The 12,647-nt window shown below is 67.2% G+C and carries 12 protein-coding genes; 8 read left to right on the top strand and 4 right to left on the bottom strand.

What is annotated here, in order from left to right:
* Positions 1–54 precede the first annotated feature (54 nt).
* From WIX39_RS04740 to WIX39_RS04710, 7 genes are all read left to right on the top strand, one after another.
* Entirely contained in the window at positions 55–864 is an 810-nt protein-coding gene (locus tag WIX39_RS04740; RefSeq protein ID WP_106936232.1) for an alpha/beta fold hydrolase, read from the top strand.
* Complete coding sequence (locus tag WIX39_RS04735) at positions 861–2,039, top strand: ABC transporter substrate-binding protein (RefSeq protein WP_106936233.1); 1,179 nt, start codon at positions 861–863, stop codon at positions 2,037–2,039. Before WIX39_RS04740 ends, WIX39_RS04735 begins: the two co-directional genes overlap by 4 nt.
* A 148-nt stretch (positions 2,040–2,187) precedes the next feature.
* A complete protein-coding gene (locus WIX39_RS04730; protein WP_081267306.1) occupies positions 2,188–3,060 on the top strand; it encodes a branched-chain amino acid ABC transporter permease in 873 nt (290 codons plus the stop codon).
* Positions 3,057–4,007 carry a branched-chain amino acid ABC transporter permease gene (locus WIX39_RS04725; RefSeq protein WP_106936234.1) on the top strand — a complete coding sequence of 317 codons (951 nt, stop codon included), beginning with the start codon at positions 3,057–3,059 and terminating at the stop codon, positions 4,005–4,007. Before WIX39_RS04730 ends, WIX39_RS04725 begins: the two co-directional genes overlap by 4 nt.
* Before the next feature lie 127 nt (positions 4,008–4,134).
* Complete coding sequence (locus tag WIX39_RS04720; protein WP_106936235.1) at positions 4,135–4,884, top strand: ABC transporter ATP-binding protein; 750 nt, start codon at positions 4,135–4,137, stop codon at positions 4,882–4,884.
* On the top strand, positions 4,884–5,585 hold the full coding sequence (locus WIX39_RS04715; RefSeq protein ID WP_081267303.1) for an ABC transporter ATP-binding protein: 702 nt from the start codon (positions 4,884–4,886) through the stop codon (positions 5,583–5,585). Before WIX39_RS04720 ends, WIX39_RS04715 begins: the two co-directional genes overlap by 1 nt.
* Positions 5,586–5,715: 130 nt before the next feature.
* Positions 5,716–7,653 carry a sigma-54-dependent Fis family transcriptional regulator gene (locus WIX39_RS04710; protein WP_106936236.1) on the top strand — a complete coding sequence of 646 codons (1,938 nt, stop codon included), beginning with the start codon at positions 5,716–5,718 and terminating at the stop codon, positions 7,651–7,653.
* Here the strand turns inward: WIX39_RS04710 and WIX39_RS04705 are convergent.
* The gene (locus WIX39_RS04705) at positions 7,605–7,814 is read right to left on the bottom strand and encodes a hypothetical protein (RefSeq protein WP_159053679.1); all 210 of its coding nucleotides are present in this window, start codon (positions 7,812–7,814) and stop codon (positions 7,605–7,607) included. The two genes, WIX39_RS04710 and WIX39_RS04705, sit on opposite strands and share 49 nt — an antisense overlap.
* Positions 7,815–7,840: 26 nt before the next feature.
* On the bottom strand, positions 7,841–9,247 hold the full coding sequence (locus tag WIX39_RS04700; protein ID WP_234382179.1) for a hypothetical protein: 1,407 nt from the start codon (positions 9,245–9,247) through the stop codon (positions 7,841–7,843).
* A 370-nt stretch (positions 9,248–9,617) separates the two neighbouring features.
* On the opposite strand from WIX39_RS04700, the gene WIX39_RS04695 reads away from it, so the two are divergent.
* Entirely contained in the window at positions 9,618–11,420 is a 1,803-nt protein-coding gene (locus WIX39_RS04695) for an NAD(P)/FAD-dependent oxidoreductase (protein ID WP_106936237.1), read from the top strand.
* Between the two features lie 9 nt (positions 11,421–11,429).
* Here the strand turns inward: WIX39_RS04695 and WIX39_RS04690 are convergent, their stop codons facing one another.
* Positions 11,430–12,140 carry a Crp/Fnr family transcriptional regulator gene (locus WIX39_RS04690; RefSeq protein ID WP_081267302.1) on the bottom strand — a complete coding sequence of 237 codons (711 nt, stop codon included), beginning with the start codon at positions 12,138–12,140 and terminating at the stop codon, positions 11,430–11,432.
* Between the two features lie 32 nt (positions 12,141–12,172).
* Positions 12,173–12,556, bottom strand: coding sequence for a DUF1090 domain-containing protein (locus tag WIX39_RS04685; RefSeq protein ID WP_172839816.1), 384 nt, complete (start codon positions 12,554–12,556; stop codon positions 12,173–12,175).
* Positions 12,557–12,647: the final 91 nt, after the last annotated feature.

Here is a 12,647-nt window from a genome sequence, read left to right as displayed (position 1 = left end):
CTGCGCCGCGCGCCCCCATCCCAGCCTTCCCCCGGAAGGGGAAGGAGCAATGCGATGAGCCCCTCCCCCTTCGCCACCATCACCTGGCGCGACAGCACCGTGCAGATCGAGTGCGCCTGGATCGCCCCCGAAAAAACCGACGCCCCGCTCATCGTCTTCCTCCACGAAGGCCTCGGCTCCGTCGCCATGTGGAAGGACTTCCCCGCGCAAGTCTGCGAAGCCGCCAACGCGCGAGGCCTGGTGTTCTCGCGCCCCGGCTATGGCCGCTCGACCCCGCGCGCCGACGACGAAACCTGGGACGTCGACTTCATGCACCGCCAGGCGCACGAAGTGCTGCCCGCGCTCTTCGCCGCATTGAAGCTCGATGGCGAAAAGCCCTGGCTCTTCGGCCACAGCGACGGCGGTTCGATATCGCTGCTGTACGCCTCGCGTTTTCCCGACAAGGTCGAAGGCCTGGTGGTGCTCGCGCCGCACATCTTCGTGGAAGACAAGACCATCGCGAACATCGAGATCGCGCGCACCGCCTACCTGGAAACCGACCTGCCGAAGAAGCTCGGCCGCTACCACGACAGCGCCGACTCGGCCTTCTGGGGCTGGAACCGCATCTGGCTGCATCCGCCATTCCGCGACTGGAACATCGAGGCCGAGCTCGGCGCCATCCGCTGCCCCGTGCTCGCCGTGCAGGGCATCGACGACGAATACGGCACGCTGGCGCAGATCCGCGGCATCGCGGCGCGCGCCGGTGGTAGTTGCGAGCTGCTCGAAATCCCTGAATGCGGGCATTCCCCGCATCGCGATCAGCCGGATCGTGTCATCGTCGCCACCGCTTCTTTCATCACCAAAAACAGGAGACAAACACCATGACCAACATTCGCACCGCACGCCTCGCGCTGACGGCACTCGCTTTCGCCGCCGCCCTCTGCGGCACCGCCGGCGCCCAGGGCACGGGCAAGCTCAAGGTCGGCCTGATGCTGCCGTACAGCGGCACCTACACCGCGCTGGGCGTGGCCATCGAGAACGGCTTCAAGCTGTACGTGGACGAGCAAGGCGGCAAGCTCGCGGGCCGCGAGATCGAGTACTTCAAGGTCGACGACGAGTCCGACCCCGCCAAGGCCACCGACAACGTCAACAAGCTCATCAAGCGCGACAACGTCGACGTGATCGTCGGCACCGTGCACTCCGGCGTGGCCATGGCCATGGCGAAGGCCGCGAAGGAAAGCGGCACCGTGCTGATCGTGCCCAACGCCGGCGCCGACGCGGTGACCGGCCCGATGTGCGCGCCCAACATCTTCCGCAGCTCGTTCAGCAACTGGCAGCCGGCCTACGCCATGGGCGAAGTGGCGGCCAAGCAGCAGGGCAAGAAGAAGGCGATGACCATCACCTGGAAGTACGCGGCCGGCGACGAGTCGGTCAACGGCTTCAAGGAAGGCTTCGAGAAGAACGGCGGCAAGGTCGACAAGCAGCTCACGCTGCCCTTCCCCAACGTCGAGTTCCAGGCGCTGCTGACCGAGATCGCGGCGGCCAAGCCCGATGCGGTGTACGCCTTCTTCGCGGGCGGCGGCGCGGTGAAGTTCGTCAAGGACTACCAGGCCGCCGGCCTGAACAAGACCATTCCGCTGTACGGCCCCGGCTTCCTGACCGACGGCACGCTCGACGCGCAGGGCGACTCGGCGCAAGGCATGCTGACCACGCTGCACTACGCCGACGGCCTGAACACCCCGCGCGACAACGCTTTCCGCACCGCCTACGCCAAGTCGTTCAAGCTGCAGCCCGACGTGTATGCGGTGCAAGGCTACGACGCCGCGCAGATGCTGGGCGTGGGCCTGAACGCCACCAAGGGCGACATCTCGAAGAAGGCCGAGTTCGCCGCCGCGGTCGAGAAAGCGAAGATCGACAGCCCGCGCGGCGCGTTCACCGTGAGCAAGTCGCACAACCCGGTGCAGGACATCTACCTGCGCAAGGTGGACGGCAAGGAGAACAAGCTGGTGAGCACGGCCATCAAGGGTCTCGCAGACCCGGCCCGCGGCTGCAGGATGTGAATAGGCACACCCCCAGGCTTCGCGCACTTCGTGTCGCTGCGCCTACCCCCTTGCAGGGGGCGACACCTGCGGCCCGGCAAAGCCGGTTCCGCGGTGTCTCGCGCACTGCATCCTTCCTCAACGATTCCGCCCTGAGAGAAACTCCAACGTGGATTTCGGCACCTTCCTGGTCCAGTGTCTGAACTCGGTTCAGTACGGACTCCTCCTCTTCCTCGTGGCCTCGGGGCTGACGCTGATCTTCGGGATCATGGGCGTCATCAACCTCGCCCACGGCAGCTTCTACATGATCGGCGCGTACATGGCGTTCTCGCTCGCGCCGGTGTTCGGTGACCAGTTCCTGCTGATGCTGGTTGCCGGCGTGGTGCTGGCGGCCGTGTTCGGCTACCTGCTGGAGTGGGCCTTCTTCAGCTACCTCTACCAGCGCGACCACCTGCAGCAGGTGCTGATGACCTACGGGCTCATCCTGGTTTTCGAGGAGCTGCGCTCCATCTTCGTGGGCAACGACGTGCATGGCGTGAAGGTGCCCGCATGGCTCGACGGCAGCTTCGCGCTGGGCAGCGTCATGAGCTATCCGTGGTATCGCCTGTTCGCATCGGCCGCCTGCATCGTGCTGGCCGTGGGGCTGTATTTCGTGGTCAACCGCACGCGGCTGGGCATGATGATCCGCGCTGGCGCGAGCAACCGCGACATGGTGCGCGGCCTGGGCATCGACGTGAAGCGCCTGTACCGCATCGTGTTCGCGGCCGGCGTGGCGCTGGCGGCGCTGGCCGGCATGATCGCCGCGCCCATGTCCTCGGTGTATCCGAACATGGGCGCGAGCGTGCTCATCATCTGCTTCGTGCTGGTGGTGATCGGCGGCATCGGCTCCATCACCGGCGCGCTGGTGGCCTCGCTGCTGGTGGGCTTCGTCGACACCTTCGGCAAGGTGTTCTTCGCGGACCTGAGCGGCATCGGCATCTACCTGCTGATGGCGATCGTGCTGATCTGGAAGCCCGAGGGGCTGATGGGGAGGCGGCCATGAAGCGCGGCGCCTTCCTCCTGCCCGTGGCCTGCGCGATCGCCATCGGCATCGCCGGTCCTTTCATGGGTAACTACGCATCGGACTTCGTCGTGAAGATCATGATCCTGTCGATCTTCGCGCTCAGCCTGGAACTGCTGGTCGGCATGACCGGCCTGGTGAGCCTGGGCCATGCGGCGTTCTACGGCATCGGCGCCTACGTCACCGTGCTGGCGTCGGGCAGCGAAGGCGGCAACTTCGCGCTGCTGCTGCCGCTGGCCATGGGCGCGGCGGCGCTGTATGCGCTGTTCGTCGGCGCGCTGAGCCTGCGCACGCGCGGGGTGTACTTCATCATGGTGACGCTGGCCTTCGCGCAGATGGCCTTCTTCGTGTTCCACGACACCAAGGTCGGCGGCGGCAGCGACGGCATCTACATGTACGTGCGGCCCGCCATCGGCGCGCTCGACATGGAGAACCGTACCGTGCTGTTCTACGTGGTGCTGGCGTCGCTGGTGTTCACCTACGGGCTGCTGGCCCTGATTCGCCGCTCGCGCTTCGGTGCGGCGCTGGCGGGCATCCGCGTGAACGAGCAGCGCATGCGCGCGGCGGGGTTCTCGGTGTACGGCTACAAGCTCGCGGCCTTCGTGCTGGCGGGTGCGCTGGCCGGGCTCGCGGGCTTCCTGCTGGCCTCGCGCGACGGCGTGGTCAACCCCGAGCTGATGGCATGGCACAACTCGGGCGAGGTGCTGCTGATGGTGATTCTCGGCGGCCTCGGCCATCTGCGCGGCGCGGTGATCGGCGCCATCGCGTTCACGCTGCTCAAGGAAATTTTCTCGACGCATGCCGTGATGGGTCCGCTGGCCGACCACTGGCAGCTGACGCTGGGGCTGACGATCATCGTGTTCGTAGCGCTGCTGCCCAAGGGCCTGATCGGCCTGGTGCAGCGCCTGTCGCCGAAGGGGGCCGCATGACCCCGCGTTTCTCCCTCCCCTCCCGGGGGAGGGCCGGGGTGGGGGCACGCGGCCTCCAACGCCGCGCAGCATCAAAGGCCGCATGCCCCCATCCCAACCTTCCCCCGGAAGGGGAAGGAGCAAGACCATGAACGCACTGCTCTCCGTCGAAAAACTCACGCGCCGCTTCGGCGGCCTCACCGCCGTCAACGCCGTCACGCTCGACCTGCACGTCGGCGAAGTGCACGCCGTGATCGGCACCAACGGCGCGGGCAAGTCGACGCTGATCAACATGCTCTCCGGCGAGATCGAAGCCTCCGAAGGCCGCATCGCGCTCGACGGCGTGGACATCACCGGCCGCGCCCAGGCGAAGCGCGCGCGCGACGGCGTGGGCCGCAGCTACCAGCGCACGACCATCTTCCCGGAGTTCAGCGTGCACGAGAACTGCCGGCTCGCCGCTCAGGCCGCCACGCCGAAACCATGGGCGTTCTGGCAATCGTCGCAAAGCTGCGCCGCCAGCACCGCATCGGCCGACGCGGCACTGGAAGCGGCAGGCCTCGCCCACGAGGCGCACCGCATCGCCGGCACCATGAGCCACGGCGCGCAACGGCAGCTCGAAGTGGCCATGTGCCTGGCCACCAAGCCGCGCGTGCTGCTGCTCGACGAACCGCTCGCCGGCATGGGTGCCGAGGAAACCGACCGCATGCTCACGCTGCTCGCGCGGCTGAAGGCCACACATGCCATCCTGCTGGTGGAGCACGACATGGACGCGGTGTTCCGCATCGCCGACCGCATCACCGTGATGGTGAACGGCACGGTCATCGCCACGGGCAACCCCGCGGAGATCCGCGAGAACCCCGAAGTGCGCACCGCCTATCTCGGCGAGGAGCAACACTGATGCTGATCGTGCGAGACCTCAACACCTACTACGGCAACAGCCACATCCTGCGCGGCGTGCATGCCGGCATTCCGGCGGCCACCTCGGTCGGCCTGCTCGGGCGCAACGGCATGGGCAAGACCACGCTGATCCGCACGATGATGGGCTACGTGCGCCCCGCTTCGGGCGAAGTGCAGGTCGACGGCCGCACCGTCACCGGCCTGCCGCCCGAGAAGATGGCGCGGCTGGGCATCGGCTACGTGCCAGAGGGGCGCGGCATCTTCCCCAACCTGTCGGTGCGCGAGAACCTCGTGATGAGCGAGCGCGCCGGCATCGACGGCCGCCGCGAATGGACCTTCGACCGCGTCATGGCGACCTTCCCGCGCCTGTCGGAGCGGCTGTCGCACGGCGGCCAGCAGCTGTCGGGCGGCGAGCAGCAGATGCTGTCGATCGGCCGCGCGCTCATGACCAACCCGCGCCTGCTGATCCTCGACGAAGCCACCGAAGGCCTGGCGCCGCTGATCGTGGCCGAGATCTGGCGCGTGATCGGCGAGATCCGCGCCACCGGCATCGCCACGCTGATCGTCGACCGCGACTACCGCAAGGTGCTGGCGCATACCGACCTGGCGGTGGTGATGGAGAAGGGGCAGATCGTGCGGCACGGGGCTTCGGCGGATCTGCTGGCCGAGCCGCATGCGCTGGAGGAACTGCTGGGGGTGTGAAGCCCGACGCCGACCCCTTGCGTTGTGAGAGGGAGTAACACGTCCGTTCCACCGGGTTTCACCTCTCCACTGCGACAGTGCGACAGCCGAATGATGTGCGGCTGCCCACCCAGGCACAGCGAGGTTGACCATGGCTTCCCTGCAATCGCGTCACATCGACAACGTCTACTCCATCGCCACCGGCGCGGCGCTCGCCGACCCGGCGCAGAGCCTGGTCCACAAGTCGTGGGCGCGCTGCGTGCGCGACCATGGGCTCGATCCGTCGAAGCCGAGCCCCGCGCGCATACTTCCGGCGCAGGAGGTGCGCGCGCACCAGCAGCAGCTCGAACACTTCCTGCGCGCCGCCCGCGCGGGCATGGAAGACATCTACCGCCGCGTGGCCGACCTGGGCTACATGGTGCTGCTGACGGATGCCGAGGGCATCACGGTCGACTACATCGGCCACCCCGCGTGGGACGACCAGCTGCGCAAGGCCGGCCTGTACCTGGGCGCCGACTGGAACGAGGCCCACGCCGGCACCTGCGGCGTGGGCACCTGCCTGGTCGAGCGCCAGCCGATGACCTGCCACCAGACCGAGCACTTCGACGCCACGCACATCGCGCTCACCTGCACCACCGCGCCGCTGTTCGATCACAGCGGCAAGCTCACGGCCATCCTCGACGTGTCGGCGCTGCGCTCGCCCGAAGCGCGCGAGAGCCAGCACCTGGTGCGCCACCTGGTGTCGATGTATGCGCGGATGATCGAAGACGCCGATTTCCTGCGCCACTTCCGCGGCCACTGGATCCTGCGGCTGGGCAGCGCCTACGGGCTGGTCGACGTGGCGGGCGAGGTGATGCTGGCCTTCGACGATGGCGGCACGCTGGCGGGCGCCAACGGCGGCGCGCGGCAGGCCTTTGCGGGGCATGCGCTGAGCGGCGCGGTGTCGGAACTGCTGCATATGCCGATGGATGCGATCTGGCGCATCGGCAACGGCGGTGCTGCGTCGGCACTGATGCCCTTCGCGCACACGGTGCTGCTGCCGGGCGGGGGCGAATATCACGCGTCGCTGATCGCGCCGCGCGTGCGCAGGGCGTCGGCGCCGGCCGCAGCCGGCGCGCCGAGTCCCCGGCCTTCCGACAGGTTGCCGCCACTGGAGCGCATCGCCGGTGACGACCCAGCGATGCAGAAGCTGCTCGCCCAGGCGCGCAGGCTGGTGGACCGAGGCATCCACGTGCTGGTCGAAGGCGAGACCGGCAGCGGCAAGGAAGTGCTTGCGCGTGCGCTTCACGGCGCGAGCAGCCGCGCGGCGATGCCCTTCGTGGCGGTGAACTGCGCGGCCATTCCCGATTCGCTGATCGAGAGCGAGCTGTTCGGCTACACGCCCGGCAGCTTCACGGGAGGCCGCGCCAAGGGCATGAAGGGACTGATCGCGCAGGCCGACAGGGGCACGCTGTTCCTCGACGAAATCGGCGACATGCCGATGGCGCTGCAGACGCGGCTGTTGCGCGTGCTGTCCGAAGGCGAGGTGCTGCCGCTGGGGGCCGAATCGCCGCAGCGGGTAGACATTGCGGTGGTCGCGGCCACGCACCGGCACCTGCCCGACCTGGTGGCCTCGGGGCGGTTTCGCGAAGACCTGTATTACCGGCTGTGCGGTGCGGTGCTGAAGCTGCCGCCGCTGCGCGAGCGCGGCGATAGGCGCTACCTGATCGAGGGGATGTTCAACGAGGAGGCTGCGGCGATGTCTTCGCCGGCGCGCTTGTCGGAAGAGGCAATGCGGCAGCTGCTCGCGCATGACTGGCCAGGAAATCTGCGGGAGTTGCGCAATGTGCTGCGGCTGGCGTTGGCGCTGTGCAGCGGTGCGAGCGTGAGCGCGCAGGATCTGCAACTGCAGCAGGAAGATGCAGAGGCTGCCGTCCATGCCGATATGGCGCCCGATGAAGACGCCGCCGCCGAAACCGGACGGCTGATCGATGCGCTGAAGCGCCACCGCTGGCACGTCGCCCGCGCGGCCGACGAACTCGGCATGAGCCGCGCGACCGCCTATCGACACATGAAGCGGCTGGGCATCGTGGCGCCGCGGCGCGGATAGGGACGCGCCTCAGTCCGCAGGTAGCGGACGAACTCGGCGTGGACGATGCCGTCGATCACGTCAGCCTGCAGCAGTTGCCCGTCGATTCGGATCATGCCTCGCCAGGCATGCGCATGGAAAAAGCCCGCGAAGCCTTGGATGGCCTGGCGGGCTTCACTCATGGCCTTGCCGGCCGGGTCTCGACCTGCTACTGGATGAGCCCGATGTGCAGGAAGCCGGCGCGGGCCGATGGGCTGCGCGCACCGATCAGCAGTTCCAGGCTCTTCGAGCGCATGGAGAAGAACGCGTCAGGACCTGATGCCGCCGAGCGGATGCCGTAAGGCGACGCGGCGCCGACTGCCGCAACCGTGAGGCCCAGGAGATTCGTGGTCGCGTCGGTCATGGCGAGTTGGTAGCTCGTCGTAGAGACGATCGACATGTCCATCGTGCCGCTTGTCGACCAGCCGGCAAAACTGCTGAAAGCCACGTATTGCGGCGCCGCCGGCACGCCGATGGCCAGCACCTGGCCACCAGTGGCGGGAGATGTGCCCGCGCTCAGATAGATCTTCTCGCCTTCGAAAATGGCGATGCCAAAGCGGCCCAGAAGTGTTCCGTCCGCAGGGTTCTTCAGCGACCAGAGACCGCTTTCGGCATCGGCATCCGCTTCGACCTTGCTGGTCACCAAGCTTGCCGGCGGGCAATCTTCGATTCTGTAGATGATCTGGTCGACGCACTGCTTCATCACTGTCCCGCCGCCAGAGATCTGGATTTGAGCAATTGCGGATTCGCGGGCAGATGCCGTGACCTCGATGCGCGCACGGTCGTAGGTACCGTCGAGCCTGCTTTGCGTCGTCAGAAGAGCCCGGGTCGCCACCAGTGGTGCGGCCATGTAAGACACGGGCGCCGAGAATGGCTTGGCGAACGGGAACGCACCGACGATGTTGTCCCCCAGGCCCCACAGCGCGGACGTATTCGTGCCGGTGATGCGATTGCTCTGTACCTTCCAGTCGTTGACGAGCGTCGACGGGGAAGGCGGCGTCAGGGTGCCGCTGGTGGTATCTCCAGCCGCATCCGTCATGCTGTAGGTGGCCTTGTCGAAGTCGATGCTCAGTTTCTGCCGAGAGCCGTTCGCTGCGAACACCATGTAGTCGCCATTGCGATAGTCGCCCGTCTGAACGACGAAGCTCAGTTCCTTCGAGCGATTTTCCGAAGCACTCGCCACGAGCTTGTAGGCGCCGGTCTTCGTCTTGTCTGGATTGGCGAGTCGCGAAACCCACTCGGTGGCAGTGGTGTCGACATCCGTGCGAGTCACGACACCGGTACCGGCATCGCCGGTCCACGCGACGTTGTCGCTAGCTCTGACGACGACTCGTTGGCCGGGAAGCACGCTGTACTTGCCACTGCCGTCAGGCGTTGCTGCCGTACCGGCGATCTCGACCGTGAGTTTCAATTCAGCTGCCGCCGGCGTTTGCGGTGCCGGTGCCGGTGCTGGTGCCGGCGCAACGGCGATCGGCAGCAGTGGGACGCCGCCTCCTCCTCCGCCCCCACCACCGCCGCAACCGGCAAGACCCACCACCATGGCCGCGGTGAACGCGGTGCCAATGCTTCTCCTCATCTCTCTGTCCCTCTGGATTTGTATTGATCGATGCACTCCGGCGACGCCGGGGCGCTTCGAATTTAGCGATAACCTTTGTTTAAGAAGATAAAAGGCCTATGGAAAGTCGGATTGGCGCCACATTTGTTCGGCCGGATTCGGGTCGCCCTCATAAAAAATAGTGCCAAAGTGCTCTTTGCCTGAATGAATTCGTCTCGACGTGTCGCGGGGCAGTCGCAGTCCAAACGAGACGGGATGTGCGCCGTGAGACAAAACGCAGTCCAAGTCATTGATTCCCCGTGACTCCCCACGCGGCATGAAAGCTGCGCAATGGAAGCCGCGCCGCCCAGATGGCGCCGCACATCCATCAACGACGCTACGGAGACACGCAATGACAGACACCATCACCGCCCCCACCCGGGCTGCGGCCCAATGGCTCGCCGACTTCGCCGCCGCGCTCGCGCAGGGCGACATCGACACAGCCGTCGCGCTCTTCGAGCCCGACAGCTTCTGGCGCGACCTCGTCGCCTTCACCTGGAACATCCGCACGCAGGAAGGACCGGCTGCGATCCGCGCAATGCTGCAGGCGCGGCTGGCCGACACGCAGCCCACGGCCTTCGCCTTGGAGGGCGAAGCGACCGAGGCCGACGGCGTGGTCGACGCGTGGTTCACCTTCGAGACGCGCGTGGCGCGCGGCCGTGGCCACCTGCGGCTTCGCAACGGCAAGGCCTGGACGCTGCTCACCACCATGACCGAGCTGAAGGGCTTCGAGGAAAAGACGGGTGAGAACCGCGTCAAGGGCGCGGAGCACGGCGTGCACAAGGGCCGCAAGAACTGGCTGGAGAAGCGCCGCGACGAAGAGGCGGCGCTCGGCTATACCGAGCAGCCCGAGGTGGTGGTCATCGGCGGCGGCCAGGGCGGCATCGCGCTCGGGGCCCGGCTGCGCCGGCTGGGCGTGCCGACCATCATCGTGGAGCGCAACGCGAAGGCCGGAGACTCCTGGCGCAAGCGCTACAAGTCGCTGTGCCTGCACGACCCGGTCTGGTACGACCACCTGCCCTACATGCCCTTCCCCGACGACTGGCCGGTGTTCGCTCCCAAGGACAAGATCGGCGACTGGCTGGAGATGTACACGAAGATCATGGAGCTGAACTACTGGAGCTCCACCACCGCGAAGAAGGCGCGCTTCGACGAGGCCACGCAGCGCTGGGAAGTGACTGTGGAGCGCGAGGGCAAGCCGGTGGTGCTGCGGCCGAAGCAGCTGGTGTTCGCGCTCGGCGTGTCGGGCTATCCGAACGTGCCGAAGGTGGCGGGCGCTGAGAACTTCAAGGGCGACCAGCACCATTCCAGCCAGCATCCGGGGCCCGAAGCCTACGCGGGCAAGAAGTGCGTGGTGCTGGGCTCCAACAACTCGGCGCACGACATCTGCGCGGCGCTGTGGGAGCACGGCGCCGACGTGACGATGATCCAGCGCTCGTCCACGCACATCGCGCCTTCGCAGTCGCTGATGGAACTGGCGCTGGGCGGGCTGTACTCGGAGCAGGCGGTGAAGAACGGCATCGACCACCACAAGGGCGACCTGATCTTCGCGTCGGTGCCCTACAGGATCATGCACACCTTCCACATCCCGGTGTACGAGGAGATGAAGAAGCGCGACGCCGACCTGTATGCGCGGCTGGAGAAGGCGGGCTTCCTGCTGGATTTCGGCGTCGACGGCTCGGGCCTGTTCATGAAGTACCTGCGGCGCGGCTCGGGCTACTACATCGACGTGGGCGCCTCGGAGCTGGTGGCCAACGGCAGCATCCACCTGAAGAGCGGCGTGAACATCGAGCGGGTGAACGAACACTCGGTGACGCTGACCGACGGCACCGAACTGCCGGCCGACCTCCTGGTGTACGCCACCGGCTACGGCTCGATGAACGGCTGGCTCGCCGACCTGATCTCGCCGGAGATCGCCGACAAGGTCGGCAAATGCTGGGGCCTGGGCTCCGACACGCCCAAAGACCCGGGGCCGTGGGAAGGCGAGCTGCGCAACATGTGGAAGCCCACGCAGGTCGACAACCTGTGGTTCCACGGCGGCAACCTGCACCAGTCGCGGCACTACTCGCAGTTCCTGGCGCTGCAGCTGAAGGCGCGCATGGAAGGGATCGACACGCCGGTGTACGAACGGGCGCCGTCGCACCACACGCGGTGAGTCAGTCCGTCACTCGCTGATGAAGCGGCGCAGCCCTTCGAGGTCGATCACGGTGATCCCGCCGTACTCGATGCGAAGAAAGCCCGCTTCCTTCAGCCGGTTCAGCGCCGCGTTGCAGCGCTGGCGCGACACGCCCGACAGGTTCGCGATCTCCTCCTGCGAGGTCTGCAGGTGCGGCTCGCTGCCCGGATGCAGCCACGGATGGAACAGCCCGGCCAGCGCGCGCGCCACCTGGCTGTCGGCATCGAGCAGGCGGTGCGCCGCATAGCTGCCCATGAACCAGTGCAGCCGCTCGTTGATCTGCTGCAGCAGGAAGTGGTCGAAGCCGCGCTGCGTGCGGTGCAGCCACTCGAAGGTCTCCAGCGGCAGCTGCGCCACGCGGCTGGGCCGCAGCGCGATGATGTCGGCCGAACGCGGCAGCGCGCGCAGCAGCGTGCCTTCGCCGAACCAGCTGCCCACCGACAGTCCGCCCAGCGTCACCGAGCGCCCGTCGCTCGAGGTGATCGACCACTTGAGCAGCCCTTCGAGCGTGCCGTACCAGTGCGCCGGCGTGTCGCCGCGCCGGCAGAGCGCGGCACCGGGCGCCACCTCGACCTCGCGCATCTCGTCGAGCACGCGCTCTCCGGCGGCCACGTCGAGCAGCGGAAACCACGCCGAGCCCTGCAGCAGTTGCGGGATGGTCAGCGACGCGTGCTGAAGCGGTTGCTTGTTCGTGGACATGGACGGCTCTGGAGGCTCACTGCGCCAGGGGATCAGGGCAAGTCCTTGATGCGCTGCAGCTCGGCCTGCGCTTCGCGCAGCTTGTCTTCGCGCCGCGCAACCTTGTCGGCGTCGCCCTTGCGCCGGGCTTCCCGCAGTTCGCGCTCGCGCTGCGCCACCTTGCGCTCCTGGCTGCGCACGCGTTGCTGGTGATCGGCGGCCAGCCCGGCGTCGCTGCAGTTGCGGCGCACTTCGGCCAGCGCGCGTTCCAGGCCGCGAACGCGCTGGGTCTGGCCGTCGGCCTTGGCCGCGTCGATGTCGCGCGAGATGGCGTCGCGCTTGGCCGCGCAGGTGGCGCTGGGCCCCGGTTGCGCCATCGTCATGCCCGATGTCGCCAGTGCGGCGGCGGCCACGAGAACGAGAGGCAGGAATTTCATGGGCGCTGCTCCTTGCTGCATGAGTGTGTGGAAGGCAGTGGCGACTTTAGCCGCTGGCGCAGGTAAACCCTGAGCCCGAATGTCGTCGCGA

It is taken from the genome of Variovorax sp. AB1(2024) (assembly GCF_037482385.2).
Taxonomy (GTDB): domain Bacteria; phylum Pseudomonadota; class Gammaproteobacteria; order Burkholderiales; family Burkholderiaceae_C; genus Variovorax.
The sequence above is the reverse complement of the archived record's forward strand: the minus strand, read 5'-3'. Positions and strand labels throughout refer to the sequence as shown.

Bases quoted from the DNA above. Each gene is read 5' to 3' on its own strand.
- WIX39_RS04740 (WP_106936232.1), top strand. From the start codon at position 55: ATGAGCCCCTCCCCCTTCGCCACCATCACCTGGCGCGACAGCACCGTG.
- WIX39_RS04735 (WP_106936233.1), top strand. From the start codon at position 861: ATGACCAACATTCGCACCGCACGCCTCGCGCTGACGGCACTCGCTTTC.
- WIX39_RS04725 (WP_106936234.1), top strand. From the start codon at position 3,057: ATGAAGCGCGGCGCCTTCCTCCTGCCCGTGGCCTGCGCGATCGCCATC.
- WIX39_RS04720 (WP_106936235.1), top strand. From the start codon at position 4,135: ATGAACGCACTGCTCTCCGTCGAAAAACTCACGCGCCGCTTCGGCGGC.
- WIX39_RS04715 (WP_081267303.1), top strand. From the start codon at position 4,884: ATGCTGATCGTGCGAGACCTCAACACCTACTACGGCAACAGCCACATC.
- WIX39_RS04710 (WP_106936236.1), top strand. From the start codon at position 5,716: ATGGCTTCCCTGCAATCGCGTCACATCGACAACGTCTACTCCATCGCC.
- WIX39_RS04705 (WP_159053679.1), bottom strand. From the start codon at position 7,814: ATGAGTGAAGCCCGCCAGGCCATCCAAGGCTTCGCGGGCTTTTTCCAT.
- WIX39_RS04700 (WP_234382179.1), bottom strand. From the start codon at position 9,247: ATGAGGAGAAGCATTGGCACCGCGTTCACCGCGGCCATGGTGGTGGGT.
- WIX39_RS04695 (WP_106936237.1), top strand. From the start codon at position 9,618: ATGACAGACACCATCACCGCCCCCACCCGGGCTGCGGCCCAATGGCTC.
- WIX39_RS04690 (WP_081267302.1), bottom strand. From the start codon at position 12,140: ATGTCCACGAACAAGCAACCGCTTCAGCACGCGTCGCTGACCATCCCG.
- WIX39_RS04685 (WP_172839816.1), bottom strand. From the start codon at position 12,556: ATGAAATTCCTGCCTCTCGTTCTCGTGGCCGCCGCCGCACTGGCGACA.